Genomic DNA, 14,967 nt, shown 5'->3' on the forward strand with positions numbered 1-14,967 from the left:
GGGCGGCCGGGACGGTGAGGACGGTGAGCACGCGTCCCCGGGAGGGCTCAGGCGTAGGCGAGGTAACCGTTGAGCGCGAGGTCGAAGCCGTCGCGGTAGTGGCGGTAGGAGCGGTAGCAGGGGCGCCAGGCCGTGCTGTTGCCGACTCCGGCCCTGGCCTCGCGGACGGCGTCGGGGACCCGGTCGGGACGCAGCAGCAGCCCGCCGCAGAGATAGCGCGCCTCGGCCAGGACGGTGCAGGCGCCGGGGTCACCGGAGACGAAACGCCCCTGGCGCCAGCCGCTCTCCTCGTCCCACACCAGCGCCTCGCCGCCGATCAGGCGGATGGTGCCGGCCCGCGGGTCGCACGGCCCCGCCCACCAGTCCTCGACCTCGGCGCCCAGCGCCTCCACGACGCGACGCAGATAGAAGACTGGCTGGTGGCGCCATTCGTCGGTGTACGGCTCGACATGCTTCACAGCCACAACGGGCACTCCTTTGTGCCTTCGCGCACGATCTCGGATCAGGTGCCCGCCCGGCACGGCCGCGGCCGGATCGCCGGCGGCCCCATCACACGGGGACGAGCACTCAGTGATCCTACTCACACCACCCGGATGCTCAGGCACGAACGGGGAGATCCGCTCCGGCGCGTCACGGGGCCCCGTTTGTTGGCTGAAATGTAATCCCCCGGTGACAACATATTCCGCCCGCCCTCCGTCTTTCTTATCAAGCACCTTCCCCGCCAACGAGCCGAAGGGAGTGAGTCGGATGATCGCGGTGATTCTCATCGTGTTGATGGTCGTCACCATTGTGGGTTTCGAGCTGCTCCTCGGCTCGTACCCCCGGGTCGGCCAGGACGCCCTCGAGCAGGAGCGATCCGGCCTGTCTTGAAACGCGGCGATATCCGGGGAAGGCTTGTTTGACCCTTCCCCGGAGGAGCGCATGTGGATCGCGGCCGTGATAACAGCCGGAATCGTGCTCATCGCTTTTCTCATCGTCCTCGTGCTTGTCGTGATCAGTATTCACGTCGAGGACAACCGCACCTCGATCACCGGCCGCGCCCCGGGCATCACGACGGCGGGCGCCCGGCGCCTGCTCGGAGTGAAGGTCGACCACAGCACCTGCCGCAGGAGACCCCAGGACGCCTGCCCGCTCTGCCTCCACCTCCTGCGCAAGGCCGAACAACAGGACGCCCCCGACCCGCGCGGGTTTCCGAAGGCACAGCCGGGCGAGATCATCGGGGACTAATCTCGGGCGCATGACAGATCTGCTGCTCTGGCTGCACATCGGCTTCGCGATCTTCGCCCTGGGGCCGGTCACCGCGGCGACCGTGTCCACCCCGCGGTTCATCCGCGCCCGGAACGTCGACGTCCTGAGCTATCTGCACAGGACGACACGCGCCTACGCCATCGCCGGCGTCGGCGTCTTCCTGTTCGGCGCGCTCCTCGGCCGGGAGTATCTCGGCAGGCCGTACCTGTCGGTCTCCATGACCCTCTTCATCGTCGCCGCCGTGCTCCTGTTCATCGTGGAACGCGACCAGCGCGCCGCCATCCGGGTCCTCTCCAACGAGAACCCGGACGACGACGCCAAGGTCCAGACCGGCCGCATCGCCATGCTCTCCGGGCTGATCTCCCTGACCTGGCTGATCATCCTCGTCCTGATGGTCTGGGGCGACCCCGTCTGATCGAGACGCGCCGGCGTCGCCTAAGACAGGGCTTGGGTGAGGTCCGCCAGGAGGTCGTCGATCGACTCGATGCCGACCGACAGGCGGACCAGGTCGCCGGGGACCTCCAGGGGCGAGCCGGCGGCCGAGGCGTGGGTCATGCGCCCGGGGTGCTCGATCAGCGACTCCACACCGCCGAGCGACTCGCCCAGCGTGAAGAGCTTGGCCCGGTTGCAGATCTCGACCGCATCGGCCTCCCCGCCCGCGACCCGGAAGGAGACCATGCCGCCGAAGCGCCTCATCTGCTTGGCCGCGATCTCGTGGCCGGGGTGCTCGGGCAGCCCCGGGTAGAGCACCGAGATCACCTTGGGGTGGGCGAGCAGGAGGTCGGCCACCCGCTCGGCGTTGTCGCAGTGGCGCTCCATCCGCACCGCCAGCGTCTTGAGGCCGCGCAGCGTCAGCCACGCGTCGAACGGGCCGGCCACCGCGCCCATCGCGTTCTGGTGGTAGGCGAGCCGCTCGCCCAGTTCGGGGTCCTTGGCCACGAGCGCGCCGCCGACCACGTCGGAGTGGCCGCCCACGTACTTCGTGGTGGAGTGGACCACGATGTCGGCGCCCAGCGCCAGCGGCTGCTGGAGGTACGGCGAGGCGAAGGTGTTGTCCACCACCAGCAGGGCCCCGCAGTCGTGGGCGAGATCGGCCAGCGCCGCGATGTCGGAGATGCCGAGCAGCGGGTTGGTGGGCGTCTCCACCCAGATGATCTTCGTCTTCGGCGTGATGGCGGCGCCCACCGCGTTCATGTTGTCCAGCGCCACGGGGTCGTAGTGCAGCCCCCAGCGCTCGTGCACCTTGGCGAACAGCCGGTAGGTGCCGCCGTAGGCGTCGTTCGGGATGATCACGTGGTCGCCCGGCCTGCAGACCGTGCGCAGCACGGCGTCCTCGGCCGCCAGACCCGAGGCGAAGGCCAGGCCCCGGGTGCCGCCCTCGACTGCGGCCATGGCCTCCTCCAGGGCGGTCCTGGTCGGGTTGGCCGACCGGCTGTACTCGTAACCGGAACGCAGCCCGCCCACGCCGTCCTGCTTGTATGTGGACACCGCGTAGATGGGCGGCACGACGGCCCCGGTGTGGGGGTCGGCCTCCTGACCGGCGTGGATGGCCAAGGTCTCGAATCCTTCAGTCATACGGCCAACGCTACTCCGCCCCGCGCCCCGTGAACGTGGAGCGCCCCGCTCCCCGAGTCCCCGGCCCCGAGCCCCGAACCCCGAGCCCCGGCCCCGGGCCTCCGTCGCCGGCACCCCCCGAAGCCCCGGACCGCGGGCGCTCGCCGTATCCGCCCCGGCCTCAGGCGGCCTGCGACCGGCGCTCCGCGCCGTGGCCCGGCCGCAGCAGGACCACCTCGGCCTCCGCGGCCTGACCGGACTCCCCGGCCCGGATCCGCGGGGCCCGGATGTGGCGGCCGCTGCCGCCCTGGGCGGCCTCCCCGTTGATGCGCGACAGCAGAACCGGGTCGGCGAGCGTCAGAGACACCACGACGACGAGCCCGACGGCCAGGAGCACGATCCCGATGACAGTCATTTCCCTCTCCCCTTCGACGTGTCCAGCATCGCTCCCGGGGCCCTCGCCGTACCTCCGCTGAACGACCGGTTCGGAACAGGACGCCTCAGCCGATCGGCTGATATACCGCCTCAACCGTGGGGATTAGGCTCAACTGCCGTGGGGGAAACGAACCGGCTCGTCTACTGGATCCAGCGGCTCAGCGAGATCGCTCTGATCGGCTGGCTGGGACTGCTGTTCCTGCTGGACATCGCGGTGACCCTCTCGCTCAGCTCGGCGGGCGCGCAGTTCCTGGCGCTGATCCCCGGAGGCTACGGGATCTACGCGGTGCTGCGCCGCCGCCGCAGCCGCGTCCGGCCTTTCGTGATCACGCTGGCGCTGTCGTTCACGGCCACCGTCACGATCGGGGCGACCGGCGGCGGCATCCCCGGATTCGCCGAGACCGGATCCCTGCTCATCCTGACCATCGGCGGCCTGCGCTGGATCGAGCCGATCAGGAACGCCGCATTGTTCTCCCTGGTCTCGATGTTCGTCATGGAGTCGGCCGCCGCCCGGATCGGGGAGGACGACGGCGCCCTCGCCGCCAGCTTCCTCGTCTTCATCGGCTGGTCCGTCGCCGCCGGCATCGGCGCCTACCTCCGCTTCCAGCTGGAACGCCGCAAGGAGGCCGTCGACTCGGTACGGCGCACCGAGCGCCTGGAGCTGGCCAGGGAGCTGCACGACCTCGTCGCCCACCACATCACCGGGATCGTGGTCCAGGCCCAGGCCGCCCGGGTCGTCGCCGAGCAGAAGCCCGAGGCCGTCCTGCCCGCACTCGACGCGATCGCCGGCGCCGGGGCCGACGCCCTGACCTCGATGCGCCGCCTGGTGAGCGTCCTGCGGGCCGAGGACGAGGCGGCGCGCTCCCCGGGCACGCGCCTGTCGGACATGCGCCTGCTCGTGGAGCGCTTCTCGGCCGGCGGCCCCCAGGTGGCCTTCGACGTCGGCCAGGGCATCACCGACGACACCCTGGACCCGGAGGTGCTGACCACCCTGCACCGCGTCCTGCAGGAGTCCCTGACGAACGTGCGCCGTCACGCTCCGGGCACCGGCTGGGTGGAGGCCGACCTCCACCTGCTGGAGGGCGTCGTACGGCTGCGCGTCCGCAACTACGGCTCGGCCTCCGACTCCAAGATCTCCGGCCTCGGAGGCGGCTTCGGGCTGGTCGGCATGGCCGAGCGCGTCCAGGCGCTCGGCGGCCGCCTCATCGCCGGCCCCACCCCCGAGGGGGCCTGGGAGGTCTTCGCCGAACTGCCCGTCAAGGGCGGCCGGCCCGCCTCCTGAGCGTCAGTGGTTGGCCAGGAAGGTCAGCAGGTCCTGGCGGGTGAGCAGGCCGACGGGCTTGCCGTCGTCGAGGACCACGGCGGCGTCGGCCTTCTCCAGGGCCTCCACCGCGTTGGCGATGGGCTCGCCCGCGCCGATCATGGGAAGCGGCTGGGACATGTGGTCCGCCAGCGGGTCCTGCGGGCGCACCCGGCCCCGGTAGAGGGCGTCGAGCAGGTCGCGCTCCACGATCGAGCCGACCACCTCGGCGGCCATGACCGGCGGCTCCTCCTTCATCACCGGCAGCTGCGAGACGCCGTACTCGCGCATGATGGAGATGGCCGTGTCCACCGACTCGTGCGGGTGCGTGTGCACGAACTCCGGCAGGCCCGAGCCCTTGCGGCTCAGCACGTCCTTGACCAGGCCCTCCTCGGAGGAGGTGGTCAGGAAGCCGTAGTCGGCCATCCACTCGTCGTTGAAGATCTTCGACAGGTAACCGCGGCCGCCGTCGGGCAGCAGCACCACGACCACGTCGTCCGGCCCGGCCTTCTGCGCCACGCGCAGGGCGGCGACCGTGGCCATGCCGCAGGAGCCGCCCACCAGCAGCGCCTCCTCGCGGGCCAGCCGCCGGGTCATGCCGAAGGAGTCCTTGTCGGAGACCGCGATGATCTCGTCGCAGATCGTGGTGTCGTAGGTGGCCGGCCAGATGTCCTCGCCGACGCCCTCCACCAGGTACGGCCGGCCGGTCCCGCCGGAGTAGACCGAGCCCTCCGGATCGGCGCCGATGATCTTCACCCGGCCGCCGGAGACCTCCTTGAGATAGCGTCCGGCGCCGCTGATCGTGCCGCCGGTGCCGACGCCCGCGACGAAGTGGGTGATCCGCCCCTCGGTCTGCTCCCAGATCTCCGGACCGGTGGAGTAATAGTGGCTCTCCGGGTTATTGGGATTGGAATACTGGTCGGGCTTCCAGGCGTTCGGCGTCTCCCTGGCCAGACGGTCGGAGACCGAATAGTAGGAGTTCGGATGGTCGGGGGAGACGGCGGTGGGGCAGACCACGACCTCGGCGCCGTAGGCCCGCAGTACCGCGATCTTGTCCTGGGCGACCTTGTCCGGCACGACGAACAGGCACCTGTACCCGCGCTGCTGGGCCACGATGGCCAGCCCGACGCCGGTGTTGCCGGAGGTCGGCTCCACGATCGTGCCGCCCGGGCGCAGTTCGCCCGACTTCTCCGCCGCGTCGATCATCCGGACCGCGATGCGGTCCTTCACCGAGCCGCCGGGATTGAAGTACTCGACCTTGGCGAGCACCTGGGCGGGGGCCCCCGCCGTCACCTTGTGCAGTCTGACGAGCGGGGTGTTGCCCATCAGATCCACGAGCGAGTCATATACGCGCACGCGACGATCACCTCGAATTACCAAAGCTGGGTCAGCTTGTCGTGTTCAAAGCCACGGTCTCCCGAAGGTCGCCGGGACGCGGCTGGTTCTGTAGAACAAACGCTACCGCCGAGCCGCAGTGACGAAGATGATCCGGTGAATCCCCGACGAACCGAGAAAGGTGACACGACGTGATCTGGACACCCGGGGTGGCCCGGACCGCGAGGCGCATCGCGGCCGCCGCGGCCGTGGGAGGCGGCGGGATAACCATGCTCGGCGTGGCGACCTACGGGCTCCTGTACGCCGAGGGCATGATGGCCCGCCGGACGATCGGGCGCCCGCACGGCATGGAGGGGCCGCCCTCCGACGGTGTCTACGGTGACTTCGAGGGCGAGCCGATCAGGCTGGCCATGCTCGGCGACTCGACCTCCGTGGGGCTGGGCATGGCCGACCCCGCCGACACCCCGGGCGTGCTCATCGCGTGCGGCCTGGCCGCCGTGGCCGAGCGCCCGGTACGGCTCACCGTGACCGGCGTGTCGGGGGCGTCCTCGGCCGAGCTCGGCGACCAGGTGGACAAGGCGCTCAAGGCCCGGCCGGATGTCGCGGTCGTCTTCGTGGGCAGCAACGACATCACCACCCAGACGCCCCCCGCGCAGGCCGTACGGCACCTGCAGAAGGCCGTGCGGCGGTTGCGGGAGGGCGGGACGGAGGTGGTCGTGGGCACCTGCCCGGATCTCGGCTCCGTCCGGCCGATCGCGCAGCCGCTGCGCTGGGTGACCCGCCGCTGGAGCCGGCAGCTGGCCGCCGCGCAGACCGTCGGGGTCATCGAGGCGGGCGGGCGGACGGTGGCGTTCGCGGACCTGCTGGGGCCCGAATTCGAGACGAACCCGGGCGAGATGTTCGGACCCGACCGTTACCACCCATCTCGCCAAGGCTACCTACAGGCCGCTTACGCGGTGCTACCGTCTGTTTGCACCGCGTTGGAGTTGTGGCCCCAGCCGCAGCCCGTGCGCGGTGAATCGATCTACATTGCGGCGGCCAGAGCCGCGGAGGAGCCCGGCGCCGAGGTGTCCGCGACCCGCGTCGCCGGTCGAGCAACGGGGCCCCACGGACGGTGGGTGACGCTGCTCCGCCGGCGGACCGGGGCGCTGCCTCACGACGTCTGAGTTCGATCACACTCCGCGGCGACGCCGTCACGCCTCGCCTCATTGGAGTGCAATGCCTGCGATCCGGCCCCACGCGAAACCGGCCCTGGTGCTCGCCGGAGCCCTGGCCCTGGCCGGCTGCTCCGGCAGCGAAGCGGCCACCCAGGAGTACCCCGCCTGGCACAACACCGACGTGAGCACGGTCAGCCGCACCGTCACCGGGGGCGGCGTCGCCATGGCGACGTCCATGAAGCCCGACGGGACGCTGGAGGCCGTGGCCCTCGACCTCGCCTCCGGCAAGAAGCTGTGGGCCGCCCCCACGACCATGGTCGGCCGCCTGCCCGGGATGGGGGTGCCCGCCCCGGCGATCGTCGAGACCGGCGGCGGCCGGGCCGTCGCGGCCTCCGTCGACCCGTTCGGCAAGGGCCGCTGGCACGGCAGGCTCGTCGTCAGGGACGCCAGGACCGGCGCCCGCAAGTGGACCCGCCCGGTCCACTCCACCTTCGGGCCGCAGCAGTGCGGGGCGTTCGTCTGCATGTCCGAGCACACCGCCCTCTCGGCCGCCCGCGTCGTCGTGCTCGACCCGGCCACCGGCGGGGTCCGGTGGAAGATCCCGGGCGTCGCGGAGGTGCAGTGGTCCGACGCCTCGCGCGTGGTGTTCCTGCGGCTGGCCCGCAACCCCGTCCTGGAGGCCTACGACCTGAAGACCGGTAAGCTCGTCTGGCAGCAGCGGGTCGAGCGCGCCCTCGGCGCCGGGGTGGACATGTCGGGCGGCTGGGCCTTCGGCGCCACCGGCGAGGACCTCATCGGCTACGTCGCGCCGTACACCAACCCCAGGACGAAGAAGGTCTCCGCCTTCGGGATGTTCTCCGTCAAGCTCTCCGACGGCACCGTCAACTGGATGCGCCCCTCGGTGGTGCGCGTCTACCCCAGCGGCAGCCCCGGCTACGCCCCGGTGGTCCGCCCGGTCGACCGGCAGGGCCGCTACGGCGGGTTCGCCCGCCTCGACCCCGGGACCGGCCGCGTCATCGGCCAGATCCCCGCGAGCCAGGTCCCGGCCTCCGGATGGTGGCTGGCCTTCCCCTCCCGGATGGAGGAGATCGGCTTCCTGCGGCACGGCGGCTCCGGGACCACCTTCGACCTGGTCACCGGCCGGGAACTGCCGATCGAGGAGGAGCGGGGCTGGTCCTTCTGCGTCACCGACCCCAAGCCGCTCACGCTCAAGGGGCAGAGTCCCGGCTTCTACTCGGTGGCCTCGCTGTGCGAGTTCGACCTCGCCAAGGGCAGGCGGGTGTCCGGCCACACCACCCCGCCCGGATGGTTCACCGGCAGTCACGGCGGCTGGCGGATCTGGCGTGACGAGAAGGGCGGGCTGCACGGCGTCAACGACGCCACGATCACCTCCCCCGGCATGTACGGCTAGCGGGGCCGCGCTTGTGCCACGGTCCCGCCGTACGGTGGGACCTTTTGGCATTCCGTAACAAAGTTCTGTTTCTTCCACCCCCGGGTCGTGGCTTCGGACCTACCGCGCGGTAATCTCCGCAAAGGAGCGATTAACGAAACCCGCGAGCCGCGGCGCGTCAGCGTCGCCGTGATCACAGGAGACCACATGCCCGAGGCAGTCATCGTCGCGACCGCGCGCTCGCCCATCGGACGCGCCTTCAAGGGGTCGCTCAAGGACATCCGTCCGGACGACCTGACCGTACAGATGATCAAGGCCGCGCTGGCCAAGGTCCCCCAGCTCGACCCCGCCACCGTCGACGACCTGATGCTGGGCTGCGGCCTGCCGGGCGGCGAGCAGGGCTTCAACATGGCGCGCGTGGTGTCCACCCTCCTCGGCCTGGACAGCGTGCCGGGCACCACCGTCACCCGTTACTGCTCGTCCTCGCTGCAGACCACCCGGATGGCCTTCCACGCCATCAAGGCCGGTGAGGGCGACGTCTTCATCTCGGCGGGCGTGGAAGTCGTCTCCCGCTTCGTCAAGGGCAACTCCGACTCCCTGCCCGAGACGCAGAACCCGCTCTTCGACGCCGCGCACGCCCGCTCCAAGCAGGCGGCCGAGGGCGGCCAGGGCGCCTGGCGCGACCCCCGCGAGGACGGCGAGCTGCCCGACGTCTACATCGCGATGGGCCAGACCGCGGAGAACCTCGCCGGGATCAAGGGCGTCTCCCGACAGGAGCAGGACGAGTTCGGCGTCCGCTCCCAGAACCTCGCCGAGAAGGCCATCGCCAACGGCTTCTGGGAGAAGGACATCACCCCGGTGACCCTGCCGGACGGCAGCGTGGTCAGCAAGGACGACGGTCCCCGCGCCGGCACCACCTACGAGGCGGTCTCCCAGCTCAAGCCGGTCTTCCGCCCCGACGGCACGGTCACCGCGGGCAACTGCTGCCCGCTGAACGACGGCGCCGCCGCGGTCATCGTGATGAGCGACACCAAGGCCGCGGAACTGGGCATCACCCCGCTGGCCCGGATCGTCTCCACCGGCGTCACCGGCCTGTCCCCCGAGATCATGGGCCTGGGCCCGGTCGAGGCCAGCAAGCAGGCCCTGGCCCGGGCGGGCATGTCCATCGGCGACGTGGACCTCGTCGAGATCAACGAGGCCTTCGCCGCCCAGGTCATCCCGTCCTACAAGGACCTGGGCATCGACGTCGACCGGCTCAACGTCAACGGCGGCGCCATCGCGGTGGGCCACCCGTTCGGCATGACCGGCGCCCGGATCACCTCCACGCTGATCAACAGCCTCCGCTTCCACGACAAGTCGATCGGCTTGGAGACCATGTGCGTGGGCGGCGGCCAGGGCATGGCCATGGTCCTGGAGCGCCTGGGCTAGCCTCCTCAGCCGTGGACGTCGGGACCGGCCCGGGTGATGTCGAAGCGCACGATCACCCGCCGGTCCCGTTCCATGGCCGCCCGGTAGTCGTCCCAGTCGGGATGCTCGCCGGAGATGTCGCGGTAGTAGCTCACCAGGAGGTCCATCGCCTCCGGAAGCGGGATGATCTCCGCCGTCCCCTCGATCTGGATCCAGCCGCCGAAGAAGGCGTCCGTGGTCACGCAGAGGGCCACCCGGGAGTCCCTGCGCAGGTTGCGGACCTTCGCCGCGGTCTCCCTGGTGCTGATGATCGCCCGTCCCCCGGCGTCGAGACCCACGGTCACCGGGGAGAGTTGGGGCCGCCCGTCGGCGTGCCAGGTCAGCATGACCGCTCGGTGGTTGTCGCGAATGAAGGCGCGCGCCTTGTCGAGATCCATGATCCCATCATCTCCGGACGTACGAAGGCCCGCACCCCCGGATGGCGGCGCGGGCTCTCGGACGGAGAGGGGGTGTCTAGAAGTGGTGGCGGCGCCGCCGTTCGTGCTCGTGCACGATAGCCGCGGCGTAGCCGTGGGTCAGCCCGTGCTCGTCCGCGAGCCAGTTGGCACGCTCGTCGCAGCGGAGGAACGACGGGCCGTTGTCGATGGCTTGAAACCACTCTGGGAGGGCGCGTCCCGTGATGTCCGGGACTCTTGCGATCAGCTTGCTATGCGTCTCCGGTGAGTGGTTCAACGACATGGGCACCTCCACGGATAGGCTCCTTTGCTCGACAGTGCATCACGGACTCGCAGATAGCAAGACCCGACAGTCATGTTCTGGTGACACTTCGTCGATCTTCAGTTGCTTTTCGTTCACCGTCGTCCCGACACGTCCCAAGAAAAAACCCCGCCGGGGCCGACCCGGCGGGGTGCTTTCTTGCGACGATCAGTCGTCGCCCGAGAAGTAGCTCAGCAGGCGCAGGATCTCCAGGTAGATCCAGACCAGCGTCACGGTCAGGCCGAAGGCCATCAGCCAGGAGTACTTCGCCGGCGCGCCGGCCTTCACGCCCCGCTCGACCTCGTCGAAGTCCAGGAGCAGGAAGAAGCAGCCGAGCAGGATCGCGGCGATGCTGACCAGGTAGCCGATCGGGCCGGCCTCACGCAGGCCGAAGCCTCCGGGGATGAAGATGCTCGCGATCCAGTTGACGAGCAGTGCGGCCATCAGGCCGAGCGCCGCCGCGACCACGAACTTGGTGAACTTCGGCGTCACCCGGACGATCCGCAGGGAGTAGACCGTCAGCATCGCGCCGAAGGCCAGAGCGGTGCCGAGCACGGCCTGGATGACGATGCCCGGGTAGAAGTCCTCCATGATGTGGCTGATCACGCCGACGGCGACGCCGTAGGCGACCGAGTAGCCGAGGATGAGCGCCGGGTTCGGGCTCTGCTTGAAGCTGATGACCAGAGCCAGGACCAGGCCGACGAGCATGCCGGCGATCGCCGCGCCCCAGCCGAGGTTCAGCTGCCAGGCCACGGCGGCCGAGACCACCAGCGTGCCCAGGGTCATGAAGCCGCGCACGACCACGTCGTCGATCGTCATGGTCCGCTGCGCGGGCGGTGCGTACGACGGAGCGTCGTACATCCCCTGCAGATGCTCGGGGCTCGGGGTCGGCTGTCCCCAGGACTGCTGTCCCTTGGCCGGGGACATCCGGTTGAATACGGGGTTCTTACTTTCCATCGCTGCCTCCACGCTGCGACCTACGCGATCAGGGTATTAGATCGGTCGCCGTACGGCCGTATCGTGCTCATATCTATATTTTTGTACTCGGGGCTTCCGGACGGCTGCCGCCGTCTCTTCCAACGCACGGCCCGTGCCGTGAGTTCCCGTCTTCCCCGCTGATCTCATCCCGTCCCGCGTCACGGCGCTCCGGGCCCGGAACGGGGCAGCAGATGGGGCGCGTGCTCCTCGACCGCCTCCAGCAACCGGCGCCTCGACGGGTTCACCATCGCCCTTCCGGCCACGGTCACCGTCGGCACCGTCTCGTTCCCGTCCGCGACCGAGCGGACGAACTCCGCCGCCCGGCGGTCCTTCCAGATGTTCACCGAGCTGTAGGGCAGACGTGCCAGACGCAGGTTGACGAACAGCTTCATGCAGTAGGTGCACAGCGGCCGCCAGTAGACCACTATGCCTTCCCGGTCCCCGCTCATGGGATCTCCCTGTTCTCCACCTGCCTGACAGAACGGTAGACCGCCTCGCGGAGTTCCTCCACCACGGCGACCATTTCGCCCGATGCGCAGCGGAGGCCCGGGAAAGGACCGTCACAGTTGGGTAACCACCGTTTTCCCGGACCCGCACCCACCCCGGAGAGCCGGGGGCGTCCGGGAGGCGGATCGGCGCGGCCGGGCCAGAAAAGCCGGTCCGCCTTCATATCACCGCTGGTCAGAGCGGATTTCCGGTGGAGAGACATGAGTGCCCCCGGCGGGACTCGAACCCGCACTACGACCCTTTTAAGGGGTATGCCTCTGCCATTGGGCTACGGGGGCGCCGCAATCATACGTAACGGAACACTCGTGCGTAACTAGTCATGTCACCTGTCGCAGCGTTCCCGAGCCCCTTGGTGGACAGATCGGGTGCCGGTGACGTGGTCCAGGAAGAGTACGCCGTCGAGGTGGTCGAGCTGGTGCTGGATGCAGCGGGCCTCGAAGGCGTCGGCGTGGAGGGTGACGGGGGCGCCGCTGCCGGGATGCTCCCCGCGGACGGTGATCCGGGTCGCACGGGAGACGTCGCCGGTGATGCCGGGGACGGACAGGCAGCCCTCCCTCGCCCGCTCCCAGCGGGAGGCCGAGACCAGGCGGGGGTTGGCCATCACGAACTCCCCCGCGCACGAACGGGTACGGGGGTGCCGGGAGACGTCGACGGACAGCAGCCGCCAGCCCAGGCCGATCTGGGGCGCGGTCAAGCCCATGCAGCGGTGGGACCGGCGCATGGTGGCGAGCAGGTCGGCCGCGGCGGCGACGACGCCCGGGTCGGCGGGGTCGACGGGGAGCGCCCGGGTGGTGAGCACGGGGTGCGGGGCGCCGATCAGCTGGCGGGAGACGCCGCTGGCCAGCACGCCGAGCAGCTGGGCCGTACCGAACATCAGAGCACCTCCGCCTCGGCCGGGCGGAAGGTGATCTCGCAGCCGAGACCGGCGCCCGCGGCGGCCAGGCGGCGCATCACCTCGGCCACGTCCGCCTCCGGGGGCAGCCGCACGTCGGCGATCATGACGTACAGCGAGCCGCACAGGCGGGTGGTCATGCCGGTGATGACGCCGCCGGCGGCGGTCAGCGCCCCGCTGACGGCCGAGACGATGCCGGGCCGGTCGGGGCCGTGCACGGTGAGGACGTAGCCGAGCCCCGGCTGCTCGCACCCGTGGCCGCGACCGGCCTCGGCCGCGGTGACGGTCATGCCGGGGAAGGCCGAGGCGGGCGGGACCCGCCCGGAGACCAGCAGCATCATCGCGACGTGCCCGCCCAGGAGCGTCATCGCCGAGTCCTCGATGTTCGCCCCGTAACGGGTGAACACCGAGGTCACCTCGGCGACCACCCCCGGCCTGGCGGCTCCCAGCACGGTGATCGCGGACAAGCCCATCCCGCGGCCCCCTTCCGGCTCCGGCCGGGGGCTCAAGGGGGCGGGCGCGAGATCAGCCGCCAACCCCGGGGAGACCCCGGCGACTCCCTACCGTCGGGTGCCCGGGACTCAGGACGCGGCCGCGGCGCGGAACTCCGCGCGGGGCTCCTCGATCTCTCCGAGTGAGACGGTCTCCCGCTTGAAGAACAGCGCCAGGGTCCAGTCCGCCATGACGCGGACCTTGCGGTTCACGGTGGGCACCCGCGACAGATGGTAGGTGCGGTGCATGAACCATGCAGGCAATCCGCGAAGCTTGACGCCGTAGACGTTCGCCACGCCCTTGTGCAGGCCCAGTCCGGCAACCGATCCGACGTACTTGTGGCGGTAATCGACCAGTTCCTGCCCGCGGAGGTGACGGGTGATGTTGTCGGCGAGCACCTTGGCCTGGCGGACCGCGTGCTGGGCGTTGGGCGCGCAGTACTGGCCCGGGTTGGTCACGTCGGGCACCCCGGCGACGTCGCCGGCGGCGAAGGCGTCCTTGACGCCGACCACGGTCAGGCGCGTGCTCGTCTTGATCCGGCCGCGCTCGTCCAGCGGGAGGTCACCGGCGTTCACGACCGGGCTGGCCTTCACTCCGGCGGTCCACACGATGGTGGCCGACTGGAACTCCTCGCCGTCGGAGAGCTTGACGTGGCCGCCCACGCAGGACTCCAGGCGGGTGTTCATCTTGACCTCGATGCCGCGCTCGCGCAGCTGCTCGGCGGTCCACCTACCCATCTCCGGGCCGACCTCGGGCAGGATGCGATCGGTGGCCTCCACCAGCACCCAGCGCATGTCCTCGCGCCTGATGTTGCGGTAGTAGCGGACCGCGTCGATCGCCATGTCCTCCAGCTCGGCCAGCGCCTCGATGCCCGCGAAGCCGCCGCCGACCACGACGAACGTCAGCGCCCTGCGGCGCAGCTCCTCGTCGTCGTCGGTCTCGGCCCGGTCGAGCAGGCCGAGCACCCGGTTGCGCAGCGCGATCGCCTCGCCGACCGTCTTGAAGCCGATGGCCGCGTCGGCCAGGCCGGGGATCGGCAGGGTCCGGGAGACCGAGCCGGCGGCCATCACCACGAGGTCGTACTCGATCTCGTGGGGGGTGCCGACGTTCGGCTCGAAGTGCACGGTCTTGGACGCGTGGTTGACCTTGGTGACCTTGCCGTTGAGGATCGTCGCCTTCTTGAGGACCCGCCGCAGCGGGACCACCACGTGGCGCGGCGAGAGGTTGCCCGCCGCGGCTTCGGGAAGGAAGGGCTGGTAGGTCATGTGGGATTCGGGAGTGAGGACGGTGATTCGCACGCTGCCGTCGCGCAGCTCCCTGCGGAGCGTGCGCTGGAGTCGCAGCACCGTGTAGAGGCCGACGTAGCCCCCACCGACGACCACGATGTGCTTGGAGTTGCGGTTCACTTCGGCGCCACCTTAGGTCCGAGACTTTGTGAAAGCTTTCACAAGCATACGTCCCCGCCTCCGGCTCGCGCCAGGCGCCCCCCTGATAAGTACGTCACTTTTTTCCAGAA

At 70.2% G+C, this 14,967-nt stretch carries 18 protein-coding genes and 1 tRNA gene; 7 read left to right on the forward strand and 12 right to left on the reverse strand.

What is annotated here, in order from left to right; genetic code table 11:
* Positions 1–47 precede the first annotated feature (47 nt).
* Positions 48–464 (reverse strand): DUF6292 family protein, encoded by a 417-nt coding sequence (locus tag Pta02_RS05280; protein ID WP_203873512.1) that lies wholly within the window; start codon positions 462–464, stop codon positions 48–50.
* Between the two features lie 283 nt (positions 465–747).
* Between Pta02_RS05280 and Pta02_RS41825 the strand changes: the two genes are divergently transcribed.
* The 3 genes from Pta02_RS41825 to Pta02_RS05290 all read left to right on the forward strand — a co-directional run bounded on the left by Pta02_RS41825 (position 748) and on the right by Pta02_RS05290 (position 1,663).
* Positions 748–870, forward strand: coding sequence for a hypothetical protein (locus Pta02_RS41825; protein ID WP_275423556.1), 123 nt, complete (start codon positions 748–750; stop codon positions 868–870).
* A 111-nt stretch (positions 871–981) separates the two neighbouring features.
* On the forward strand, positions 982–1,227 hold the full coding sequence (locus tag Pta02_RS05285) for a hypothetical protein (protein WP_203873513.1): 246 nt from the start codon (positions 982–984) through the stop codon (positions 1,225–1,227).
* Positions 1,228–1,237: 10 nt separating this feature from the next.
* The gene (locus Pta02_RS05290; protein WP_203873514.1) at positions 1,238–1,663 is read left to right on the forward strand and encodes a hypothetical protein; all 426 of its coding nucleotides are present in this window, start codon (positions 1,238–1,240) and stop codon (positions 1,661–1,663) included.
* A 20-nt stretch (positions 1,664–1,683) separates the two neighbouring features.
* On the opposite strand, the gene Pta02_RS05295 is transcribed toward Pta02_RS05290, so the two are convergent.
* Both Pta02_RS05295 and Pta02_RS05300 read right to left on the reverse strand, forming a co-directional pair.
* Positions 1,684–2,823, reverse strand: a complete 1,140-nt coding sequence (locus Pta02_RS05295) for a cystathionine gamma-synthase (RefSeq protein ID WP_203873515.1) — start codon at positions 2,821–2,823, stop codon at positions 1,684–1,686.
* Between the two features lie 160 nt (positions 2,824–2,983).
* Positions 2,984–3,217 carry a hypothetical protein gene (locus Pta02_RS05300; RefSeq protein WP_203873516.1) on the reverse strand — a complete coding sequence of 78 codons (234 nt, stop codon included), beginning with the start codon at positions 3,215–3,217 and terminating at the stop codon, positions 2,984–2,986.
* Between the two features lie 138 nt (positions 3,218–3,355).
* Between Pta02_RS05300 and Pta02_RS05305 the strand changes: the two genes are divergently transcribed.
* Positions 3,356–4,519, forward strand: a complete 1,164-nt coding sequence (locus Pta02_RS05305; RefSeq protein ID WP_203873517.1) for a sensor histidine kinase — start codon at positions 3,356–3,358, stop codon at positions 4,517–4,519.
* Between the two features lie 3 nt (positions 4,520–4,522).
* Here the strand turns inward: Pta02_RS05305 and Pta02_RS05310 are convergent, their stop codons facing one another.
* Positions 4,523–5,893, reverse strand: a complete 1,371-nt coding sequence (locus Pta02_RS05310) for a cystathionine beta-synthase (RefSeq protein WP_203873518.1) — start codon at positions 5,891–5,893, stop codon at positions 4,523–4,525.
* 170 nt (positions 5,894–6,063) lie between these two features.
* On the opposite strand from Pta02_RS05310, the gene Pta02_RS05315 reads away from it, so the two are divergent.
* The 3 genes from Pta02_RS05315 to Pta02_RS05325 all read left to right on the forward strand — a co-directional run bounded on the left by Pta02_RS05315 (position 6,064) and on the right by Pta02_RS05325 (position 9,847).
* On the forward strand, positions 6,064–7,038 hold the full coding sequence (locus Pta02_RS05315; protein WP_239129620.1) for an SGNH/GDSL hydrolase family protein: 975 nt from the start codon (positions 6,064–6,066) through the stop codon (positions 7,036–7,038).
* Positions 7,039–7,090: 52 nt separating this feature from the next.
* Complete coding sequence (locus tag Pta02_RS05320; protein ID WP_203873519.1) at positions 7,091–8,440, forward strand: outer membrane protein assembly factor BamB family protein; 1,350 nt, start codon at positions 7,091–7,093, stop codon at positions 8,438–8,440.
* A gap of 186 nt (positions 8,441–8,626) precedes the next feature.
* Entirely contained in the window at positions 8,627–9,847 is a 1,221-nt protein-coding gene (locus Pta02_RS05325; protein WP_203873520.1) for an acetyl-CoA C-acetyltransferase, read from the forward strand.
* Positions 9,848–9,852: 5 nt separating this feature from the next.
* Here Pta02_RS05325 and Pta02_RS05330 read toward each other — a convergent pair whose 3' ends face one another.
* The 8 genes from Pta02_RS05330 to Pta02_RS05365 form a co-directional block, all read right to left on the reverse strand.
* Positions 9,853–10,263: a PPOX class F420-dependent oxidoreductase gene (locus tag Pta02_RS05330; RefSeq protein WP_203873521.1), complete on the reverse strand. Its 411-nt coding sequence runs from the start codon at positions 10,261–10,263 to the stop codon at positions 9,853–9,855.
* 76 nt (positions 10,264–10,339) lie between these two features.
* The gene (locus Pta02_RS05335) at positions 10,340–10,564 is read right to left on the reverse strand and encodes a DUF4287 domain-containing protein (RefSeq protein WP_203873612.1); all 225 of its coding nucleotides are present in this window, start codon (positions 10,562–10,564) and stop codon (positions 10,340–10,342) included.
* Positions 10,565–10,750: 186 nt separating this feature from the next.
* Positions 10,751–11,539 carry a Bax inhibitor-1/YccA family protein gene (locus Pta02_RS05340; protein WP_203873522.1) on the reverse strand — a complete coding sequence of 263 codons (789 nt, stop codon included), beginning with the start codon at positions 11,537–11,539 and terminating at the stop codon, positions 10,751–10,753.
* Between the two features lie 179 nt (positions 11,540–11,718).
* Entirely contained in the window at positions 11,719–12,009 is a 291-nt protein-coding gene (locus tag Pta02_RS05345) for a glutaredoxin domain-containing protein (protein ID WP_203873523.1), read from the reverse strand.
* Positions 12,010–12,272: 263 nt separating this feature from the next.
* Positions 12,273–12,345 (reverse strand) — tRNA-Leu (locus Pta02_RS05350).
* 44 nt (positions 12,346–12,389) lie between these two features.
* Entirely contained in the window at positions 12,390–12,941 is a 552-nt protein-coding gene (gene def, locus Pta02_RS05355; protein WP_203873524.1) for a peptide deformylase, read from the reverse strand.
* Positions 12,941–13,432, reverse strand: coding sequence for a glycine cleavage system transcriptional repressor (locus tag Pta02_RS05360; protein WP_203873525.1), 492 nt, complete (start codon positions 13,430–13,432; stop codon positions 12,941–12,943). The genes def and Pta02_RS05360 overlap by 1 nt, the downstream gene beginning before the upstream one ends.
* A gap of 108 nt (positions 13,433–13,540) precedes the next feature.
* On the reverse strand, positions 13,541–14,857 hold the full coding sequence (locus Pta02_RS05365) for an NAD(P)/FAD-dependent oxidoreductase (RefSeq protein WP_203873526.1): 1,317 nt from the start codon (positions 14,855–14,857) through the stop codon (positions 13,541–13,543).
* Positions 14,858–14,967: the final 110 nt, after the last annotated feature.

Source organism: Paraplanobispora takensis, from assembly GCF_016863195.1.
Classification (GTDB): Bacteria; Actinomycetota; Actinomycetes; order Streptosporangiales; family Streptosporangiaceae; genus Planobispora; species Planobispora takensis.